21 protein-coding genes, 2 pseudogenes and 1 other annotated feature are annotated in these 18,727 nt (G+C 64.3%); of the genes and pseudogenes, 8 read left to right on the top strand and 15 right to left on the bottom strand.

Going from position 1 to position 18,727, the window contains the following annotated elements:
* The first annotated feature begins 43 nt into the window (after positions 1-43).
* A complete protein-coding gene (locus M9978_RS13305; protein WP_367305097.1) occupies positions 44-565 on the top strand; it encodes a bile acid:sodium symporter in 522 nt (173 codons plus the stop codon).
* Positions 566-1,052: 487 nt separating this feature from the next.
* On the opposite strand, the gene M9978_RS13300 is transcribed toward M9978_RS13305, so the two are convergent.
* Complete coding sequence (locus M9978_RS13300; protein ID WP_254293971.1) at positions 1,053-1,718, bottom strand: SDR family NAD(P)-dependent oxidoreductase; 666 nt, start codon at positions 1,716-1,718, stop codon at positions 1,053-1,055.
* Positions 1,719-1,933: 215 nt separating this feature from the next.
* Here M9978_RS13300 and M9978_RS13295 point away from each other — a divergent pair, with 215 nt between their 5' ends.
* Positions 1,934-2,086, top strand: coding sequence for a hypothetical protein (locus M9978_RS13295; RefSeq protein WP_254293969.1), 153 nt, complete (start codon positions 1,934-1,936; stop codon positions 2,084-2,086).
* A 51-nt stretch (positions 2,087-2,137) separates the two neighbouring features.
* On the opposite strand, the gene M9978_RS13290 is transcribed toward M9978_RS13295, so the two are convergent.
* Together M9978_RS13290 and M9978_RS13285 are read right to left on the bottom strand one after the other, a co-directional pair.
* Positions 2,138-2,587, bottom strand: a complete 450-nt coding sequence (locus tag M9978_RS13290) for a globin domain-containing protein (RefSeq protein ID WP_254293967.1) — start codon at positions 2,585-2,587, stop codon at positions 2,138-2,140.
* Positions 2,588-2,643: 56 nt separating this feature from the next.
* Positions 2,644-3,333, bottom strand: coding sequence for an alternative oxidase (locus tag M9978_RS13285; protein ID WP_254293965.1), 690 nt, complete (start codon positions 3,331-3,333; stop codon positions 2,644-2,646).
* 63 nt (positions 3,334-3,396) lie between these two features.
* Here M9978_RS13285 and M9978_RS13280 point away from each other — a divergent pair, with 63 nt between their 5' ends.
* Together M9978_RS13280 and fixJ are read left to right on the top strand one after the other, a co-directional pair.
* Complete coding sequence (locus M9978_RS13280) at positions 3,397-4,965, top strand: sensor histidine kinase (RefSeq protein WP_254293963.1); 1,569 nt, start codon at positions 3,397-3,399, stop codon at positions 4,963-4,965.
* A complete protein-coding gene (gene fixJ, locus M9978_RS13275) occupies positions 4,955-5,578 on the top strand; it encodes a response regulator FixJ (RefSeq protein WP_254293961.1) in 624 nt (207 codons plus the stop codon). Before M9978_RS13280 ends, fixJ begins: the two co-directional genes overlap by 11 nt.
* Positions 5,579-5,674: 96 nt before the next feature.
* Here fixJ and M9978_RS13270 read toward each other — a convergent pair whose 3' ends face one another.
* On the bottom strand, positions 5,675-6,079 hold the full coding sequence (locus M9978_RS13270; RefSeq protein ID WP_254293959.1) for a MerR family transcriptional regulator: 405 nt from the start codon (positions 6,077-6,079) through the stop codon (positions 5,675-5,677).
* A 47-nt stretch (positions 6,080-6,126) separates the two neighbouring features.
* Here M9978_RS13270 and M9978_RS13265 point away from each other — a divergent pair.
* Both M9978_RS13265 and copM read left to right on the top strand, forming a co-directional pair.
* Positions 6,127-6,882 (top strand): annotated as a pseudogene (locus M9978_RS13265) (MauE/DoxX family redox-associated membrane protein); the annotation flags it as partial.
* Entirely contained in the window at positions 6,859-7,236 is a 378-nt protein-coding gene (gene copM / locus M9978_RS13260; RefSeq protein ID WP_367305096.1) for a CopM family metallochaperone, read from the top strand. The pseudogene M9978_RS13265 and the gene copM, both read left to right, overlap by 24 nt.
* 165 nt (positions 7,237-7,401) lie before the next feature.
* On the opposite strand, the gene M9978_RS13255 is transcribed toward copM, so the two are convergent.
* Entirely contained in the window at positions 7,402-7,692 is a 291-nt protein-coding gene (locus M9978_RS13255; RefSeq protein ID WP_254293957.1) for a hypothetical protein, read from the bottom strand.
* 129 nt (positions 7,693-7,821) lie between these two features.
* On the opposite strand from M9978_RS13255, the gene M9978_RS13250 reads away from it, so the two are divergent.
* Positions 7,822-9,050, top strand: a protein-coding gene (locus tag M9978_RS13250) for an IS3 family transposase (protein WP_254293956.1) whose coding sequence is annotated in 2 segments (ribosomal slippage) — positions 7,822-8,110 and positions 8,110-9,050 — 1,230 coding nt in all. Because the reading frame shifts where the segments join, the coding sequence is not laid out codon by codon here.
* Positions 8,103-8,219 (top strand) — a sequence feature (AL1L pseudoknot). (Overlaps the previous gene by 117 nt.)
* Before the next feature lie 286 nt (positions 9,051-9,336).
* Here M9978_RS13250 and M9978_RS13245 read toward each other — a convergent pair.
* The 10 genes and pseudogenes from M9978_RS13245 to M9978_RS13205 form a co-directional block, all read right to left on the bottom strand.
* Positions 9,337-10,317: an amidohydrolase family protein gene (locus M9978_RS13245; protein ID WP_254293953.1), complete on the bottom strand. Its 981-nt coding sequence runs from the start codon at positions 10,315-10,317 to the stop codon at positions 9,337-9,339.
* Complete coding sequence (locus M9978_RS13240) at positions 10,318-11,451, bottom strand: MFS transporter (protein WP_254293951.1); 1,134 nt, start codon at positions 11,449-11,451, stop codon at positions 10,318-10,320.
* 166 nt (positions 11,452-11,617) lie between these two features.
* Positions 11,618-12,163 carry an alpha-hydroxy acid oxidase gene (locus tag M9978_RS23165; RefSeq protein WP_436977193.1) on the bottom strand — a complete coding sequence of 182 codons (546 nt, stop codon included), beginning with the start codon at positions 12,161-12,163 and terminating at the stop codon, positions 11,618-11,620.
* Between the two features lie 48 nt (positions 12,164-12,211).
* A pseudogene (locus M9978_RS23160) lies at positions 12,212-12,514 on the bottom strand (alpha-hydroxy acid oxidase); the annotation flags it as partial.
* A 194-nt stretch (positions 12,515-12,708) separates the two neighbouring features.
* Entirely contained in the window at positions 12,709-13,872 is a 1,164-nt protein-coding gene (locus tag M9978_RS13230; RefSeq protein WP_254293948.1) for a thiolase domain-containing protein, read from the bottom strand.
* A 16-nt stretch (positions 13,873-13,888) separates the two neighbouring features.
* The gene (locus M9978_RS13225; RefSeq protein WP_254293946.1) at positions 13,889-14,533 is read right to left on the bottom strand and encodes a 3-oxoacid CoA-transferase subunit B; all 645 of its coding nucleotides are present in this window, start codon (positions 14,531-14,533) and stop codon (positions 13,889-13,891) included.
* Between the two features lie 11 nt (positions 14,534-14,544).
* On the bottom strand, positions 14,545-15,249 hold the full coding sequence (locus tag M9978_RS13220) for a CoA transferase subunit A (protein ID WP_254293944.1): 705 nt from the start codon (positions 15,247-15,249) through the stop codon (positions 14,545-14,547).
* A 127-nt stretch (positions 15,250-15,376) separates the two neighbouring features.
* On the bottom strand, positions 15,377-16,426 hold the full coding sequence (locus M9978_RS13215; protein WP_254293942.1) for an aldo/keto reductase: 1,050 nt from the start codon (positions 16,424-16,426) through the stop codon (positions 15,377-15,379).
* A complete protein-coding gene (locus tag M9978_RS13210) occupies positions 16,423-17,454 on the bottom strand; it encodes an amidohydrolase family protein (RefSeq protein ID WP_254293940.1) in 1,032 nt (343 codons plus the stop codon). Before M9978_RS13210 ends, M9978_RS13215 begins: the two co-directional genes overlap by 4 nt.
* Positions 17,455-17,562: 108 nt before the next feature.
* A complete protein-coding gene (locus M9978_RS13205; RefSeq protein WP_254293938.1) occupies positions 17,563-17,862 on the bottom strand; it encodes an antibiotic biosynthesis monooxygenase family protein in 300 nt (99 codons plus the stop codon).
* Between the two features lie 271 nt (positions 17,863-18,133).
* On the opposite strand from M9978_RS13205, the gene M9978_RS13200 reads away from it, so the two are divergent.
* Positions 18,134-18,727, top strand: a complete 594-nt coding sequence (locus tag M9978_RS13200; RefSeq protein ID WP_254293937.1) for a VOC family protein — start codon at positions 18,134-18,136, stop codon at positions 18,725-18,727.

Genomic DNA, 18,727 nt, shown 5'->3' with positions numbered 1-18,727 from the left:
CCACCTCCGCTTCACGCAGCTTGCCGATAATCTCTTCCGGGCGATGCTTCTTGCTCGGCATTCCTCGTCTCCTTCGTCATCCAAATATCATCAATTTTGGACCACTCAGAAGGGGGCAGATCACTTTGTCGCCGGCCAGCTCATGCGCCCGATGGTCGGCGACTGGGTGGGGCGCAAGAAGCGAGTGCTGAGCTATGCGGACCGCGGATCGATCCTGCTCATCATCTATGTAGCGTTTTCGCGCGGCGTGGTCGATCGGGTCTGGACGCAGCTGGGCATAGGAGACCTGGTGCTGCTTACGGCGATCCTTTGCGCGCTGCTCACGCTGGTGCTGGCCGTCACCATGCTGGTCGGGCTGAAGGCGATGCGCCTTTCGCGGGAAGACAGCATCGTTCTGCAATTTTGTGGATCGAACAAATCGCTCGCGAGCGGTCTTCCGATGTCGACAGTGATTTTTCCGGGAGCGCAACAAAGCATGGTCATCCTGCCGCTGATGCTGTTCCACCAGATTCAGCTCATCGTCTGTGCGATCGTTGCGCGCAGATTCAGCCACAACGCTGACTGAACGGCGCTTCGATTGCGCGAATGCACGGTCGGAAGGACCGAACTACGGTCGTGAAATAGCGCTCTCCCATAGCCCGCTGTGGGAGTTCATTCGGTCGGCAACGTCACCGCTCCGACGATCCGCCAGCCGCGCGCGTGAGCAGCGGACTGAATGATGCCCTTCAACAGTGCTGCCATCTCTTGAACCGCCATCCCGTCGGCGCGCTGGGTTGCGGTCGCGACAGTGATCGGGCGCACAAGCGGCCGCTTGCCGATGCGCCACGCCGGGAGCGCGCCGGCCGCCAGTTCTAGGCAGACGCGGATTCCGGCAGACTGGTCAGCTCCGGACTCTCGCGGATCAGCGCGATCGTGGCGTCCAGCGAGCCGAATTAGACCTGTTCAAGATCGTGCCTGAGCTGACCGAGAAGATGTGACGACTGAAATTCTGATCCTCGTGGTGAAGGTCTAGACTCCGGCTGCCGTTCAGTCGGCCTGCGCCCGCTGCTCGGTCAGCCGCGCAGCGATAATTTGATGCCGACGCCAGTCACGCTCGCCGATTGCGCCGACAAAAGGAACGCGACGACACCGGCTGCCGCTTCAGGGCGTACCCAGGCGGAGGTATCCGCGTCGGGCATGTCGGCGCGGTTGCCCGGCGTGTCGATCACCTCGGGCAGCACCGCGTTGACCCGAATCCCATTTCCGCGAAGTTCGTCGGCCAGGCTCTCGGTCAGCGCCACCACTCCTGCCTTGGACGCCGCATAGGGAGCGAAACCCGTCATCGGATGGGTTGCCGATGCAGCGCCCACATTCACAATGGAGCCACCCGGCTTCAGATACTTGAGCGCGGAACGCGACGAAACCGCAGCCGTCCGTAGGTTCATGCGGTACATCCGGTCCCAGTTGTCGATGCTACCCTTCTGCTGCGTTTCCCAGACGAACCCGCCGGCGACGTTGGCGACACCATCAATCCCGCCCATTGCAACGTCCGCTGCTTCATAGGCGCGCTCGACTGCCACTTCGTCGGCCAGGTCGACGCCCCCGAATACCAGCGCGTCCCCGCGTTCCGGCGCAGCGGCCATGTCGATAACCGCGACGTTGTGGCCGGCCTCTCTCAGGAAAGTCACCACGGCACGGCCGAGCGCTCCCAGTCCGCCGGCAACGACGATATTACCCATTGAGCTACCTTTCCGATGTCCGCTGTTTTTCAATTCTCCCTACAGACATCGCATCGCACATCAATCGCTTCGGCACTTCATCCGCTGTACGATAGCTGCAGGCATTCGCCCGATAGCGTCGGATATATTGGTGCCACCGGGGGCGGCGTTATTGGTGCAGAATGAGGAGCACATTTGGCTGCTCGAAGGCGCTGGATCGGCGGGCCTTGACCGGCATGCCAGCCGCCATGATGAGCCGGAGCCTGATGCGGCTGGCACGCGCCTGGGAGCTGCAGGCAAGGGCGCTGGGCGGCCTGTCGCGCAAGACCAGCAAGAAACTCGACCAGCTGGTGGCGGGTGGCAACCTGTCAGTCCGCAGTGCGCCCTAACATCGGTCGTTTAGCGTTGCTTTGGACAAACCTAAAAGCTGCCAACGAAAATTATGCCGCCGGGGCGCTTTCATAAGCCTGCGCCTCGGCAGCAATCAGGATGTCGGATAGCATCCAGTATGCTTCGCCCCAGGCGACGAGCACTTCGTCCGTCGCGACGCCCTCGCCCAACACCTCACGGATCGCGGGCAGCAGCGCGGCGGCCACATGCGGGTAGTGTTCGGGCTTCACCCCGCTCTGGACGTGCCGAAGCACCATCCGCTCGACCGCCGTGCCGAGGTTCTGCAGCTTGTCGATGTTCTTCGCATAAGCGAGGATCGCGCCGGCAAGGCGCCGGGGCTGCTCGCCGCTCACTTGGGCGGCGCGGTCGAACATCGCCTCAATCTCGGCGTTCTCGAACAGGCGCCGGTACATGGCGGTGGTGATGGCTACGCCGTGTTTTTCCAGGGCGGGGGAAGTGGCTTTGACGATGGCCATGGTGTCTGGCGAAACAGTGCGCATCGGAAAACTCCAGCGGGAAAGAGGGGAAGGGCGCCGCCGGGCCGCGCCCGGAAGGGTCAGGCCGCCTTCTTCCAGATCGGTTCGAGCGCGACATGCGGCGGGCAATCGGCGACCGGGCCGCTCGGCAGGCCGGCGAGTTCATTGGCGAAGCCATGGTTGACGTCGCGATGGTGCGCTTCGTCGGCGCGGACCACCAGCACCACGTCGCGCAGCGTCGCGTCGTCGGGCAGGTTCCAATAGTCCTTGGCGATCTGCGGCGCCGGCACGTTGGCGCTACGGCCCTCGTCGATCTCGGCGAGATAATGTGTGTAGCTGATCACCGCCTCTTCCTCGAAATAGCCGACGACGCGGTGCGCGGTCCTGGAGCTGACGAGGTAGAGCGCGAAGAAGAACAGATAGAACACCCATTGCACGCCGATGATCACCGCGCGCTCGAACCAGGTCGGCTTCGAGATCTCGATGAACGTCATGAGGTGCATGCGCTCATTCTCGGCCTCGTCCATCAGCGTCCTGATCCAGCCCTTGTCGTCGCAGATGCGGCGCAGGCACGACAGGTGCGTGATGGTGGCGCCGACCATGCCGGGCACCGCTGCGACCGTCTCCAGCACCACCGCGCGGTGGCCGTAGCGCTCGGCGAAGAAGGTGTCGGCGGTCCAGCGCAGCAGCTTGGTGAAGCCATAAGCGATGCGGTCGGAAACGCCCTTGGGCTGATGATGGACGCCAAGGTCGATGAAGGGCGGGGTCATGGTCGGTCTCCGTTTCGTATGGCGACGAACTAGGCCGGTGCCGGGGCGCCCGAAATTCGGATCATGTCCCTACGTAGTTTCCCGGAGGTGGCGCTTGGCGCGGCGACGCGGCATGACAGGCGCGTGACCGAGCCGCGCCGCCCCCTGCGCCACACCATCATTCCCACGCCGCCGTTGCTGGTGACGCTGGCGCTGGCCGCGCTCGCCGTCGCGCTGGGGGCCGGCGTGCGCATCGCCTTCGCCGCCGAACTGGGCCAACGCGCGACCTTCATCTTCTTCGTGCCGGCGGTGGTGCTGGCGAGCGCGCTCAGCGGATTGCGCGCGGGGGTGGCGGCGAGCATCGCCGGGGCGGCGGCGGGGCTGTGGTGCGATGCGCTGCTCGGGCCGGTCGGCGCGGGCAGCTGGATCGCCGCGGGCGCGTTCGTCGCGATCGGTTGCGCCATCGCGCTGGGCGGCGAGTGGTTCCAGCGCGCACGGAGCGAGGCCGAACGCGTGACCGAGGGGCTGGCGCGGCGCGAGGCGCATCTGCGCTCGCTGCTCGATACCGTGCCCGACGCGATCGTGGTGATCGACGAGGCCGGCCTGATCCGCGACTTCAGCCCGGCGGCGACGCGCATGTTCGGCTGGGCGGCGGACGAGGTGAACGGCCGCAACGTCAGCCTGTTGATGCCCGACCCCTATCGCGGCGCGCATGACGGCTATCTCGCGCGCTATTATGACACCGGGGAGAAGCGCATCATCGGCAAGGGGCGCGTGGTGGTCGGCGCGCGCAAGGACGGATCGACCTTTCCGCTCGAGCTGGCGGTGGGCGAGATGCGCGTCGGCGGCCAGCGCCACTTCACCGGCTTCATCCGCGACCTGACCGAGCGCCAGCAGGCCGAGGCGCGGCTGCAGGCATTGCAGGCCGAACTGGTCCATGTCTCGCGGCTCACCGCGCTGGGCGAGATGGCGTCGGCGCTGGCGCACGAGCTCAACCAGCCGCTGTCGGCGATCGCCAATTACCTGAAAGGCAGCCGCATGCTGCTGGCGCGCGACGACGTGCCGCTCGAGCGCGTGAGCGACGCGGTCGAGCGCGCCGGCGTACAGGCGTTGCGCGCGGGCGACATCATCCGCCGGCTGCGCGAATTCGTCGCGCGCGGCGAGACCGAACGGTCGGTCGAGAGCCTGCCCAAGCTGGTCGAGGAAGCGAGCGCGCTGGCGCTGGTCGGGATCAAGGAACATGGCATCCGCGTGCGCTATGACTTCAGCCCCGACGTCGATCTGGTGCTCGCCGACAAGGTGCAGATCCAGCAGGTGCTGCTCAACCTGGTGCGCAACGCGGTCGATGCGATGGTCGAGGCACGGTCGCCGCTGCGCGAACTGACCATCACGCTGTCGCCGGCGGCGGATGAGATGGCGCAGGTCACCGTCGCCGATACCGGCCCGGGGATCGATCCCGAAGTGGCCGAGCGGCTGTTCCAGCCCTTCGTCACCACCAAGCGCACCGGCATGGGCGTCGGCCTGTCGATCTCGCGCACCATCGTCGAGGCGCATGGCGGGCGCATCTGGGCGGCGGCGCGCGAGCGCGGCGGGGCGGTGTTCGGACTGACGCTGCGTCGCGTCGGCAAGGAGGAATATTACGATGGCGATTGATGCGGCGAATGACGCGCTCGTCTATGTGATCGACGACGACGAGGCGGCGCGCCACTCGCTCGAATTCCTGCTCGATTGCGCCGGCATCCGGGTGCGCGCGTTCGAATCGGCCGATGCCTTTCTTGCCGCCTCGCCGCCGCTCGCCGGCGCGTGCATCGTCACCGATGTGCGCATGCCCGGCCGCAGCGGGATCGAGCTGGTCGAGGAGATGAAGCGGCGCGGCGCGTGCGTGCCGGTGATCGTCATCACCGGCCATGCCGATGTGCCGCTGGCGATCCAGGCGATGCACGCCGGCGTCGCCGACTTCATCGAAAAGCCGTTCGACGACTCGATGATGCTCGCCGCGATCCGCAAGGCGATCGCAAGCCAGGCGGGCGAGGCGGCGGCGCGTGCCGAGCGTCAGGCGGTGCTCGGCCGCATCGCCTCGCTCAGCGGGCGCGAGCGCGAGGTGATGGAAGGGCTGGCGCGTGGCGACGCGAACAAGGCGATCGCCTTCGACCTCGGAATCAGCGCGCGCACGGTCGAGGTCTATCGCGCGAACGTGATGCTCAAGATGCAGGCGAAGACACTGTCCGATCTGGTGCGAATGGTCACTGTCGCTCACTTGCCCTAGCAAGGGCGAGCTTTACCCGCGGCGGCTAAGCGCCCCATTTTACAGTCGTTCAAGCGTGGTGAACCGGTCCTGCAAAGCGGTCATTCGCCGCCTTAGCTAGGTTTCGAAGCTCGTGAGGATGGGGCAAGGGCCGCTTCCGCCATCGCGGCATTCACGAGCCAGCCGTCGCAGGGCGTCGCGCGCACGCTGTAATCCAGCAATCTTTTCATCGAGGGCTTTGATGCGTGACCTTGCGAGTTCCCGTGCACGGCTGCGGTCTTCGCCTGCATCCAAATCTAGCAGCTCGTTGATCTCCTGAAGGGTAAAGCCCGCTGTTTGAGCCTGCCTGATGAAGCGGAGCCGCCGCAGGTCGTCACCGCCGTAGCGCCTAATGCCGCTCTCGCGCGTTGGCGTCGGGAGCAGGCCCCTGCGCTGGTAGAAGCGGACCGTTTCCACACCCACGTTCGCCCCAGTAGCGAGTTGCCCGATTGTCAGTGATCTAGGGCCTTGACTCTGTACCATAGTACGGAACCTATATCCGGTCCGACAAGATCACAAGGAGTCGTGAAATGTCGGGCAGGAGCAGCCATCCGGCAGGTGCAAAGAAGGCCGTTATTCACCGTATGGTGATGCCGAAACACACCTGCCCCTATGGCCTGAAAGCCGTGCACCTGCTGAAGCAGGCCGGTTACGAGGTCGAAGATCACCACCTTACCACGCGCGAGGAAACGGACGCGTTTAAGGCGCAGCATGGGGTCGCGACCACACCTCAGATTTTCATCGGCGGCAAACGGATCGGTGGCCACGACGACCTGCGCCGATTCCTGGGCAAGCGCGTCGCGGATTCAAACGCGATCAGCTATCGGCCGGTCGTCGCGCTCTTTTCGATGACGGCGCTCACGGCGCTGGCGGGGAGCTACGCCGTCACCGGTAGTATCTTCACGCTATTGGCGGCCGAATGGTTCATCGGCTTCTCGATGGTCGTCCTGGCGCTCTTGAAGCTCCAGAACATTGAAAGCTTCGCAACGATGTTCCTGAACTACGATTTGCTGGCAAAGCGCTGGGTACCTTACAGCTATATCTATCCGTTCGCGGAAGGACTTGCAGGCGTGCTGATGATTTCCGGCGCGCTGACCTGGCTGTCCGTTCCCGTCGCCCTCTTCATCGCTACGATCGGTGCGGTGTCGGTGTTCAAGGCCGTCTATATCGACAAGCGCGAGCTGAAATGCGCCTGTGTCGGCGGTTCGAGCAACGTCCCGCTCGGCTTCATCTCGCTCACCGAAAACCTCATGATGATCGCCATGGCGGTGTGGATGGCGCTCGCCGCCCTCGGCCTTGCGACCAGCGGAGTCCATGCGATGAATCAAGCCGCTGCCCACGCCATCGAAGCCACTTCCCCTGCCGGGAAAGAGGTCTCGTCGACGGCCGCATACAAGGCCGCTCATCATGAGATGATGACAGCCATGAACGTGCCATACACCGGCGACGCCGACATCGACTTCATGCGCGGCATGATTCCGCACCACGAAGGTGCGGTGGCTATGGCGAAGGTCGTACTGGAGCATGGCCGCGACCCCAAGGTCCGCAAGCTGGCGGCTACTGTGGTCGAGGCTCAGCAGCGGGAGATTGCGCAGATGAACGCTTGGCTCTCTCGCCATTCAAGCAGCTTAAGATTATAAACGAGCGATCCTTTAAATTGGCCCGTCGGCTCGAAGGGTCCACGATCAATAAGGTGCGGGCCTCTATTGATTGTCTGCGAAATGGATCGGAAGCCGTCGGACGGCAGTGCGCCCCAAATCCCACCATTCAACGGCAAAATATAGCATCCCGATAGCCGCCGTACGTCACTTCGAAGTGAGCCCAAGTTTATCCCGCGCCTCCTGCCCGCTGTTCGCTGCCAGTTTTCGCAGCTGCGCGTGAACCTGAGCGTCACCAAGCAACTGCGCCGCAGGGCCCGGGCCGGAGATCGACGCAAGCAATGCATAGAATAGCTGATATAGATTAGTTGCTCGCTGTGCCCCCTCGACGGCTGCGGCGATATCGTTCTCGCGGTAGACCATTACCCTTGAGCAATCGATGGGCTTGGGCGCGATTACGCCGCGTCCTTCGTCGAGGCGTTCGACGACCTGCCTCATTGCAACGTTGTACGCGACAACCGTCTTCGCTTCGGTCAGGAGCAGCGCGTCCGGCAGTGTTGAACCGCCCCGGGTTTGAACCGCCCCGGGTTTGCCGGAGGCTCCAACTCCTGAGAAGGTGGAGCCTGTATGAGCAAGACAACGAACAAGTTTGCGCCGGAAGTGCGCGAGCGAGCGGTGCGGATGGTGGCCGATCACGAGCGCGATTATCCGTCGCGCTGGGCGGCGGTGGTGTCGATCGCGGAGAAGATCGGCTGCGTTCCGCAGACCCTGCATGAGTGGGTGAAGAAGGCGGAGGTCGACAGCGGCAAGCGCGCGGGTGTCCCAACCGAGGTTGCCGACAAGATGAAGGCGCTGGAGCGCGAGGTGCGTGAGTTGCGCCAGGCCAACGAGATCCTGCGCAAGGCGTCCGCATATTTTGCGCAGGCGGAGCTCGACCGCCCGTTCCGGCGATGATCGCGTTCATCGACGATCACCGCGATGCCTATGGGGTCGAGCCGATCTGCCGCGTCCTGCCGATCGCCCCATCCACCTATCACGAGCGCGTCGCGCAGCGACAGGATCCGACACGCCTGTCGGCGCGAGCGCGGCGGGATGCAGACCTCAAGCCCGAGGTCGCGCGCGTGTTCGCCGAGAACTTCGCGGTCTACGGCGTGCGCAAGGTCTGGCGGCAGATGATGCGGGAGGGCTTCCCGATCGCGCGCTGTACCGTCGCGCGGCTGATGCGAGAGATGGGCTTGGCAGGGGTGATCCGGGGCAAGCCGGTGCGCACGACTATCAGCGACAAGGCGGCGCCGTGCCCGCTCGATCACGTCAACCGCAGTTTCTACGCGCCAGCGCCGAACATGCTGTGGGTGTCGGACTTCACCTACGTCGCGACCTGGGCGGGGTTCGTGTACGTCGCCTTCGTCATCGATACCTACGCCAGGCGGATCGTTGGCTGGCGAGCCAGCCGGACGGCGCATGCCAGCTTCGTCCTCGATGCGCTGGAACAGGCGCTTCACGATCGTCGGCCGACCCACCGGGGCGGCCTCATCCATCATAGCGACCGCGGGTCGCAATACGTGTCCATCAAGTACACCGAGCGCCTCGCCGAAGCCGGGATCGAGCCCTCGGTTGGCAGCGTGGGCGACAGCTATGACAATGCTTTGGCCGAGACGATCAACGGCCTTTACAAAGCCGAGGTGATCCACCGGCGCGGACCGTGGCGCAGCTTCGAAGCAGTCGAGTACGCCACGCTGGAATGGATCGACTGGTTCAACCATCGCCGACTGCTGGAGCCCATCGGCAACATCCCGCCTGCCGAAGCCGAAGATCAATATTATGCTGCCGCAAACAACATCGATATGGCAGCGTGACTCACAACCCGATGCCTCCGGCAGACCCGGGGCGGTTCAAGCTTCCTTCCCTTCAGCAAAAGATTCAGCATTAGTGGAACGCGGAGTGCCGCGGTAGTCGATGGCGACATGAACTTTGCTGCCCGCCGCCAAACAGTGCGTGAGGTCTATCGCCACATCTCGTCCGCCGCCGGCGCCGCAGGCAGACCGCTTGGCTCGAAATCTCGGCTCCTTCAGCGGCGCTCAGTAGCGCCGACCCGATCCGTCGCGTTGATTTGGCAGCCCGCTCTGATGGGCATTGTTGCGATCACGCTGACGCCGTGATGCGGTAGACGCCCGCCGCTGTTCCGTGGAGCAATTGACGTTGCTCATCGACGGAGTAGCGTGAGATCACGCATTTCACTGCGCTCCAAAGGTCTCCATAATCGAACGACCGGCAATCGACGGGAAAGTTGCTACCAACCATACATCGGGCGGGTGAAAATGCGTGAACTGACACTTCTACGTAAGGTCGAATCGCATCAGCGATTACTGTGGGGCTTGGACGGGCGCTGAGTTCAGTCCACCCGAAGCCCATCAACTCCGCGCCAAAGCCGCTCAACTTCATAAATATATTATGGCACTGAGCCAGTTTGCCAATTTGGACGCACCAATCGGCAAAAACCTCGTCGCGCTTGCCGTGAAAACGGCCGACGCCGATCGGCCCGGCCAGATGATTGAGAATGATCTGCGTGTCCGGGAAGGCGCGCGCAAGATCGACGATCTCGGTCAGCATCGTATGCGTGCACAGCACATCGCAACTGAGATCGAAGCGTGCGAGTTGCGCGAAGCCGGCCCTAAAACGCGGGTCGCGCGACTTGCCGGCGGGGATGTTCAGTGCCCGATATGCGTCGGGATCATGGCCGAGCAGTTCGCGAATGCCACGAAAGCGCGTCGGCGAGGCTTCGATATGCGCTGCCAGGACAGGGGTGACCGCGTCGCCGAGCAGCAGGTCGGCCCGCCCGACGATCGCCGCGCCGATCTGCACGGAATCGGAGTCGCTGGAGTCCGCAACAGCTTCGACATATTCGGTCTCTCCTACGCAGCGCAGCGGCTCTGGCCCGTCCTTCCGAAAGGCCCAACCGCAGTCGCTATAGACCGTCGCGACGATACGATGTCCGCTCTCTTTGATCTTGGCCGCGAAGTCCTGCGGCAGGAACCGGCCGAAGGCGCGCGCGCCCGAATGACCGTCTCCCCAGAAGTGATGGTGGGCATCTATGATCGGTATCTGCGCTTCCTCCGACTGCATTCAGCCTCCCCGCAGGTCAGTCTTCACGATCCGCCCCTCTACCAGCACGGCCAGGAAGACGCTTACCCCGGCGGTGATTCCCAATGTCGCGACGGCCGACCATCCCCAGCTGAAATAGATCGACACGCCCGCCATCGAGCCCAGCGCGCCGGAAAGGAACGTGATTGTCATGTACAGCGCGTTGATCCGACCCCGGATATCGGGCGCGACGTTGAGGACGACGATACGGCTCAGCACCTGCGACACCTGAATCGAGCCGTCGATGAGCAGGGAGGTGATCACCAGCGCGATGGGCAGCGCGAACTGGATCGACCATATCGAGACCAGGAAGGCGATGGCGACCAAGAGGCTTGCGGACATCATGCCCAGCCGGGTCGATCCCCGATCCGCGATCCTGCCCGCCATGGGAGCGGCCAGCGCGCCGCCGACGCCGACCAGCGCGAACAATCCGATCGCGGCCTTGCTGTAGCCGAAATGGTCGGCGAGCAGGATCGGGATCACGGCCCAAAACATCGTGAAAGTTCCGAACAGCACTGCTTGATAGATGGCGCGCCGTCGGACTTGCGTCTCGAACGCGAACAGTACGAACATCGTCGAAAGCGTTCGCCGATACGGTATTCGCCCGCGCGGCTTGCGCTGCGGCATCATCCGCCACAGCCCGATGCCCAGCAACACGGTGGCGGTCGCCGAGAGCCAGTAGACCGTTCGCCAGCCAAAGGCCGCCGCGACGAACAGCGCGAATGGCCGTGCCAGCATGACCGAGGTCAGGATGCCGGCCATCACGCTGCTGATGATGCGGCCGCGGCGGGCCGGTGGAACCAGGTGCGATAGATAGGGAATCAGGATCTGCGCGCCGCTGGAAAAAATGCCGGTGAACGCGGCGCAGCAGAGGAACGCTGGGGCCGAGCGGGCCGTTGCTAAGCCAAGGATGCCGACCAGCGCCAGTCCGCCGCAGACCAGGACGAGGCGCTTGTTCTCCAGCATGTCGGACAATGGCACGAGCAGGAACAAGCCCACGCCATATCCCAGCTGGCTGGCGCTGACGATGCTGCCGGCAAATTCGGGCGCTAAGCCCAGCTCGGCCGCGATCGTGGTGAGGAGGGGCTGAGCGTAATAAAGGTTGGCCGCGAACACCGCCGCACTCGCTCCTACGATCGCAAACAATGCTGTGGAGGGAGATTGCGTTATGGGTTGTTCCGTCATCGGGCCCACTATTCAGGAAAAGCCGCAGGATGACGCGATCCGAAAATGCAGCGGGAGATACCTCAGCTGACCACCGTTGATATTGTCGTTGTGATCATCAGGCGGCGAGGATGCCGCGCCCGACATCCTTGACGTCGCGCACGCCGCACAGCGCCATTGTGATTTGGAGCTCACGCCGGATGATCTCCAGCGCGCGCGTCACGCCCGCCTCGCCGAGCGCGCCGAGGCCATAGACGAAGGACCGGCCGAGCAGCACGCCGCGCGCGCGGAGCGCCAGCGTCTGAATGACGTCCTGGACCGAGGTGATACCGCCATCCATCAGCACGTCGACCTTGCCGCCGACTGCGGGGGCGATGCCGGGGAGGGCGGAAATCGACGACGGCGCACCGTCCAGCTGCCGTCCGCCGTGATTGGACACGATGATCGCCGCCACGCCGCTGCTCGCTGCGCGGTCGGCGTCTTCGGCATCCATGAGGCCCTTGAGAATCGCGGGCCGGCCCCGGCGATCCTGGGTGCGTTTCACATCGTCGCAGCTTAACCGCGGGTCGAATTGCGCTGCCATCCAGGATGCGAGCGAGCGCATGTCGGCGACGCCGTCGACATGGCCAACGATGTTCCCAAACGCGCGCCGCCTCGTGCACAGCCTATTCCAGCACCAGCGCCGAACAGCCTGCGGCCTTGGCGCGATCGATCAGTCGATCGACGAACGCACGATCGCGCATGAATAAAGTTGGAACCATAACGGCCGCTTGGTGTGAGCTGCGACATCCTCGATCGAGCAGATGCTCATGGTCGACAAGGTGAACGGCACGCCGGCCTTGTTCGCTGCCCGAGCGGCTAGAATCTCACCATCGGCATGCTGCATCCCGAGCACCCCGACCGGCGCGAGCGCCACCCGCATTGTCACGGGGTGGCCGGCCAGGCTGGTGGCCAGGCTGCGGTCGCACATATCGACCGCGATGCGCTGGCGGAGCTTGATCGCATCGAAGTCGCGACTGTTCGCGCGCTAGGTGCTTTCCGTCCACGAGCCCGAATCGGCATAGTCGTAGAACATCCGCGGTACGCGGCGCCGGGCGATCAGGCGCAGATCCTCGATGCAGTTGATCGTCGTGGCCATGCTCATTTTCCCGGGGCGACATCATTCCGTCGCGTCACTGTCCAACTGTCGCAGCTCGCGCCGGTCGCCTGTCAGCGTTTGACCGGCTCGAGAATCGAGGCGTAGGTCGAGACCGCGTCACCGCCCATGTTCACCGTAATCGCCAGCGATGCGCCGGGTAGCTGCATCTCGCCCGCCTCGTCCAACAGCTGGCGCGCTGCCATGACGTGCATCGACACGCCGGTCGCGCCCACGGCATGCCCCTTGGCCTTGAGCCCCCCCGAAAGGTTCATCGGCAGCGTGCCGTCGCGCGACGTTGCGCCTTCGATCACCGCGGCGCGGCCATGCCCCGGATCCGCCACGCCGAGTGCCTCGACCATCATCAGCTCGGCGATCGTGAAACAGTCATGCACCTCCGCTAAGCTAAGGTCGTCGACCGTGACTCCGGCCTGGCCATAGGCCTGACGGATCGCGCGGCGCGGGCCTTCAAACTCGATCGGATCCTTTGCCGCCATCGGCAGATAGTCGTTGACGTGCTGAAAGGCGCGGAAGCCCACCGCCTTCGGAAAATCGGACAGCATATCGTCGGCGACCATGACCAGCGCGGCGGCTCCATCCGAGATCAGCGAGCAGTCGGTGACCTTGAGCGGCGCGGAGATCACCGGGTTCTTCTCGGAGGGCGTGAGACAATAGACCAGTTCGAGCGGCCGATGCATCTGGGCCAGCGGATTGCGCAGCGCGTTCTGGTGGTTCTTCACCGCGATATGCGCCATCGCTTCGGTCGGATCGCCATAGGCGGCGGCATAGGCCTGGGCGTAGCGCGCGAACACGTCCGGAAAGCTGACATCGGCCTCGTTCTTCTGATAGCTCGCGCCGCCCAGCGCGCGCGTCACCCCGGCGGTGTCGAGGCTGGTCATCTTCTCGGCGCCGACGACCAGCGCCACCCGCACGCGCCCGCTGCGGATCGCGTCGATCGCGCCATAGACAGCGGCCGATCCGCTCGCGCACGCATTCTCGACGCGCACCGCCGGCTTCCAGCGCAGCCCGGGGTCGGCGCTCAGCACCATCGACGAGCAGAAGCTGTCGGGGATCAAGCCCGAATTGAAATTGCCGAGCCAGACCGCGTCGACGTCCTTGCCCTCGATCCCTGCAGAAGCAAGCGCCTCGGTGACGGCGGCATGGATCAGGTCTTCGAGGTCGAACTGATCGAAACGGCCGAAACGGGTATGCCCCCAACCGACAATAACAGGTTCCACGTTGCGCTCCTTGCGGTCAGTTGAGGGATTCGACGAAGTCGGCGGCCGTGTTCGCGCGGACCTCTGCGACATCGACATCGGGTGCCAGCTCGATCAGCCGCAGCGCCGGGGCTTCGCCCTTGCGCACCTCGAAGACGGCGAGGTCGGTGATCACCAGATCGACCACGCTTTTGCCGGTCAACGGCAAGGTGCATTGCTTCACCAGCCGGGACTCGCCCTTGGCGCAATGTTCCATCACGACGACGATGCGCGGCACGCCGGCGACCAGGTCCATCGCGCCGCCCATTCCCTTCACCATCTTGCCCGGGATCGTCCAGTTGGCGAGATCGCCGGTTTCCGAAACCTGCAGCCCGCCCAGGATTGAGATGTCGATATGACCGCCGCGGACCATGCCGAAACTCGCGACGCTGTCGAAGAACGACGTCGTCGGAATCTGCGTGATGGTTTCCTTGCCGGCGTTGATCAGATCGGGATCCTGCTCACCCTCGAACGGAAACGGTCCCATGCCCAGCATGCCGTTTTCCGAATGGAGCTGGATCGACATGCCTTCGGGAATCAGGTTCGCGACGAGCGTCGGGATGCCGATGCCCAGATTGACGTAGAAGCCGTCCTGAAGCTCGCGCGCGGCGCGGGCAGCAATTTGTTCGCGGTTCCAGGGCATGGGAGTTCCTTTCAGGCGCGCTGCCGGACGGTGAGCTTTTCGATGTGCTTTTCGACCCGCGGCAGCTCAACGATGCGCTTCACGAAAATGCCGGGTGTCATGATGTGATCGGCGTCGATCGCGCCTGGCTGCACGAGTTGCTCGACTTCGGCGATCGTGACCTTCGCGGCGGTGGCCATCACCGGATTGAAGTTTCGCGCCGTCAGCCGGTAAAGCAAATTGCCCTCGGTATCTCCCTTCCACGCATGCACCAGCGCGAGGTCGCCGAAGATGCCGTGTTCCAGCAGGCATGGACGCCCGTTGAACTCGCGGGTCTCCTTGCCTCTCGCGATATCGGTGCCGACGCCGGTGGGCGTGTAGAAAGCCGGGATGCCGGCGCCGCCCGCCCGGATCCGCTCGGCCAGCGTCCCTTGCGGATTATATTCCATCTCGACCTCGCCGGCGAGATACTGGCGGGCGAAGGTCGCGTTCTCACCGGCATAGGATGCGATCAGCTTGGCGACTTGGCGCGTCTCGACGAGCCGGCCGATGCCGATGCCGTCGATGCCCGGATTGTTCGTGACGATGGTGAGGTTGCGCACGCCCGATGCTCGGATCGCCTCGATCAGCGCATCGGGGATACCGCACAGGCCGAACCCGCCGGACAGGATCGTCATGCCGTCGCGCAGCTGATCGGCGACGGCGGTGACCGCGTTCGGATAGACCTTGTTCGCCATGTGCGGTCCGTGCCTCTCCAAAAATGCGCCGGTCGGGCCCGGCGTCAGTCTCGAGCAGGCGTTACGATCTGCCTGCGCATGCGTCAGATGAGATTTCCCGGATTGCGATACCTGGAACGGCGTGCCTTCAGGTGCTTGTCACGAATGGCTTGGGCACGCGGTTGTCGCCCAGAAATGTGAGCATCCAGCCGGGATATTCCGCCACAGGCGCGCTAACCTCGTCGAGCCGGGCGATCTCGCCGGGCGAAAGGTTCAGGGTGATCGCGGCGAGGTTGTCGTCGAGCTGATCGGTGTTCTTCGCCCCGACAATCACGGACATCACATGCGGCTTGGCCAGCAGCCAGGACAGCGCGACGCGCGCGACGGAGACGCCATGCGCATCGCCGATCTCGCGCATCGCCGCGACGATCGGCCAGGCGCGTTCGGTATCGACCGGCGGAAAATCGAACGACGCACGGCGCGAGTCCGCCGGCGTTTCGGCGCCTGGGCCGAATTTGCCCGACAGGAGTCCGCCTGCCAGCGGCGACCAGACCATCAGGCCAAGCCGTTCCGCTTCGATGAGCGGCACCAGCTCGCGTTCGACGTCACGGCCCGCGATCGAATAATAGGCCTGCACCGTCTCGACGCGGCCGACGTGCCGCGCCTCGCTCAGGCCGAGCGACTTGGCGATCCGCCACGCATGCCAGTTGGACACGCCGAAATAGCGGATCAGCCCCTGGCCGCGCAGGTCGTCCAGCGCACGCAGCGTCTCGTCGAGCGGGGTGACCAGGTCGGTCTGATGGATCTGGTAGAGGTCGATGTGATCTGTCTGCAGCCGCTCGAGGCTGGTCCTCACCGCATCCATGATATGCCCACGTGACGCGCCGCGGTCGTTCGGACCGGGGCCGACGATGCCCGAGGTCTTGGTGGCGATCACCACGTCCTTGCGCGCCACGCCGAGATTGCGCAGCGCCTGCCCGACCATCCGCTCCGATTGCCCCATGAAATAGGTATCCGCGGTGTCGATGAAATTGACGCCAGCGGCGAGCGCGCGGCCGACGATCGCGTCGACCTGATCCTGATCGAGATGACCCATGCCGCGAAAGTTCGGGGCATCGGGATCGCCGCCGAAGGTCATCGCGCCAAGGCAGATCTCGGACACGAACAGGCCGGTCGAGCCCAGCTGTTTATACTTCATCGCGGCGGAAGCTCCTGAATTTCCAGCTGGTAGATGCGCTTGGCGGTTCCCGCGAAGATGTCGCGCCGCTCGTCGTCCGAGCAGCCGGCCGTGATGCGCTTGAAGGCGTTGCAGATCGTGCCGAACGGCGCGGTATCGTCGGTGGGCCGGTTGCTCTCGAACATGCAGCGGTGCGCGCCGAACAGCTCGATCGCGACCTCGACATAGGGCCGCCAGTCGCTTGCCAGCCGTTCCGACGTCGCGGGCAGATCGGCCCGAAAGGTCTCGGCGCCACCGAGAAAGGAACCAAGTCCGCCCAGCTTGACGGCGACATTCTCGCACGCCGCCAGCGCCACCATGTCGCGCCGCCATTGCAGATATTCCTCGCCCATCCGCCCAGCATGTGCGCCGACCCCGATCGGCTGGCCGACATGGTCGAGCACGATCTGCGTGTCGGGGAAGCGGTGCGCAAGGTCGATCACGTCCGCAAGCTGCGGGGCGAGGACGAAGGCGTCGAAGGTGAAGCCAAGCGGCGCGAAGTGCCGGAAGCCCTCGATGAAGGCCAGCTGGCGGTAAAGCCCTTCGCCGCCGTCGAAGATGTCGCCGAGGATCGAAGGATCGGCATCCCACAGCGCCGACTGGCGAGCGCCCCTGAAGCGCTGCGGCGCCGCGGCGACATGCTGGTCGAGCACCTCGCGGACTCGCTTGCCGACTCGAAAATCGACATGGCCGACGATGCCGGCGCCGACCTGGCACGGGCCGTAAAGCCCGCTGGCGGCCATCGCCGCCTGACCATTGAGAAATTCGGTCTCGCCCACCGGGCGCAATTCCCGGGGTCCGGCCGCGCGATACATGGCGCGCCCCTCGACCGCGATGGACGCGACCACATTGTGCCCAGTGCCGAGGTATTCGACATAGTCGTCGATCAGGAAGCGCCGCAGCCCCAGTACGGGCGCGATCGCATCGCTGACACGATCGACCAGATGATGCTGGCTGTCGATCACCGGCAGGTCGGGAAAGAGCGCGGCTTCGGGTTCAATTATCGCCATCGATCACCTCCGTCGCCGCGTTCAGTCGGCACGCTCGCGCTTCGCTCAGCGCCGTGGAAGGACGTAAGTCCGGCGCATGGCCTTCGTGCCGGCGTCGCGCGCGGGCGATTAGAAATAGGTTTCGACGGGTTCGTTATATTCGAGCAAGGGCGTGGCGGTGAAATAATGAGCCGTAAGCGTCTGCCATTCAGCGAAACCGGCCGATTCCCAGAACATAGGAACATGATGCTCGACCGTGTCCCATTGGACGAGCAGCCGGTACTGGGAGCCGTCGCCGACGATACGGTGCAGGGCGAGCCCGCGACAGCCTGGTGCCGCGCGAAAGATCGGGGTGGCCTTCGCCACCGCGCCTTCGAACGCCTCGGCGTTCTCTGGGTCGATGGTGATGATCGCGTTTTCGATGACCATCACACCTGTGCCCCGCAAGGCTCGAAACCGCCGCCAGCCATGATCTCTCCCCACATATCGTTTATGCCGGCAGCATAGGTGGCGCAGGCCATGGACGCACGATCAGAAAATTCGAGGGGCGATACCCGATATGGCGCGAAGCTCGCCGGTGGCGGTCGGAATGGGCGCTCCGCTTTCAGGTATCGGCCCATGAGAGTTGTCATCTGACGGTGGCCGCGGACTGTCATAGGGGTCGGGGCCGAATGATCGTACAAGCCGGAAGGGGAGAGCGATGACGTCGCGAGCAGCGCCGAAGCCGGCACCTAATCTCAAGTTCGCGCATATCGGTCTCGTGGTTTCCGAGATCGACGTGATGACGCGTTTTTATGTCGATGTGCTGGGGTTCACTATCACCGACAGCGGCGTCTTCGGCGAGATGCGGGTGGCGTTCCTGTCGCGTGACCCGGAAGAGCATCACCAGATCGTGCTGACCACCGGACGTCCGGCCGACCTTCCGGCGAACACGATCAACCCCGATTTCGGACCGGTGATTCAACAGATCTCGTTCAAGATGGGCTCGCTCGCCGACCTGCGCGACATGAAAGGACGGCTCGAGCAAGGCGGTGCGACGCGGCTCACATCGGCCAGCCACGGCAATGCGTGGAGCCTCTACGCGCACGATCCGGAGGACAATTACATCGAATTCTATGTCGACACCGATTGGTATGCCAGCCAGCCCTTCTACGTCCCGCTGGACTTGACCCGATCCGACGAAGACATCGTCGAGGAGACCCGCGCGCTGTGCGAGGCCAGTCCCGGCTTCAAGCCGATCGGCCGGTGGCGCGCCGACATCGCCAGGGCGATGGCGCCGCCGTTCCAGAAGTAA

Source organism: Sphingomonas tagetis, assembly GCF_024211275.1.
Taxonomy (GTDB): Bacteria; Pseudomonadota; Alphaproteobacteria; order Sphingomonadales; family Sphingomonadaceae; genus Sphingomonas; species Sphingomonas tagetis.
This window is presented reverse-complemented; position numbering and strand designations above follow the sequence as displayed.

Coding starts and splice junctions, on each gene's coding strand:
- M9978_RS13245 (WP_254293953.1), bottom strand. CDS start 10,317: ATGCAGTCGGAGGAAGCGCAGATACCGATCATAGATGCCCACCATCAC.
- M9978_RS13255 (WP_254293957.1), bottom strand. CDS start 7,692: ATGAGGCAGGTCGTCGAACGCCTCGACGAAGGACGCGGCGTAATCGCG.
- M9978_RS13205 (WP_254293938.1), bottom strand. CDS start 17,862: ATGGTCATCGAAAACGCGATCATCACCATCGACCCAGAGAACGCCGAG.
- fixJ (WP_254293961.1), top strand. CDS start 4,955: ATGGCGATTGATGCGGCGAATGACGCGCTCGTCTATGTGATCGACGAC.
- copM (WP_367305096.1), top strand. CDS start 6,859: ATGGCGGTGTGGATGGCGCTCGCCGCCCTCGGCCTTGCGACCAGCGGA.
- M9978_RS13280 (WP_254293963.1), top strand. CDS start 3,397: ATGTCCCTACGTAGTTTCCCGGAGGTGGCGCTTGGCGCGGCGACGCGG.
- M9978_RS13295 (WP_254293969.1), top strand. CDS start 1,934: ATGCCAGCCGCCATGATGAGCCGGAGCCTGATGCGGCTGGCACGCGCC.
- M9978_RS13200 (WP_254293937.1), top strand. CDS start 18,134: ATGACGTCGCGAGCAGCGCCGAAGCCGGCACCTAATCTCAAGTTCGCG.
- M9978_RS13270 (WP_254293959.1), bottom strand. CDS start 6,079: ATGGTACAGAGTCAAGGCCCTAGATCACTGACAATCGGGCAACTCGCT.
- M9978_RS13215 (WP_254293942.1), bottom strand. CDS start 16,426: ATGAAGTATAAACAGCTGGGCTCGACCGGCCTGTTCGTGTCCGAGATC.
- M9978_RS13290 (WP_254293967.1), bottom strand. CDS start 2,587: ATGCGCACTGTTTCGCCAGACACCATGGCCATCGTCAAAGCCACTTCC.
- M9978_RS13210 (WP_254293940.1), bottom strand. CDS start 17,454: ATGGCGATAATTGAACCCGAAGCCGCGCTCTTTCCCGACCTGCCGGTG.
- M9978_RS13285 (WP_254293965.1), bottom strand. CDS start 3,333: ATGACCCCGCCCTTCATCGACCTTGGCGTCCATCATCAGCCCAAGGGC.
- M9978_RS13220 (WP_254293944.1), bottom strand. CDS start 15,249: ATGGCGAACAAGGTCTATCCGAACGCGGTCACCGCCGTCGCCGATCAG.
- M9978_RS13225 (WP_254293946.1), bottom strand. CDS start 14,533: ATGCCCTGGAACCGCGAACAAATTGCTGCCCGCGCCGCGCGCGAGCTT.
- M9978_RS13305 (WP_367305097.1), top strand. CDS start 44: ATGCTTCTTGCTCGGCATTCCTCGTCTCCTTCGTCATCCAAATATCAT.
- M9978_RS13300 (WP_254293971.1), bottom strand. CDS start 1,718: ATGGGTAATATCGTCGTTGCCGGCGGACTGGGAGCGCTCGGCCGTGCC.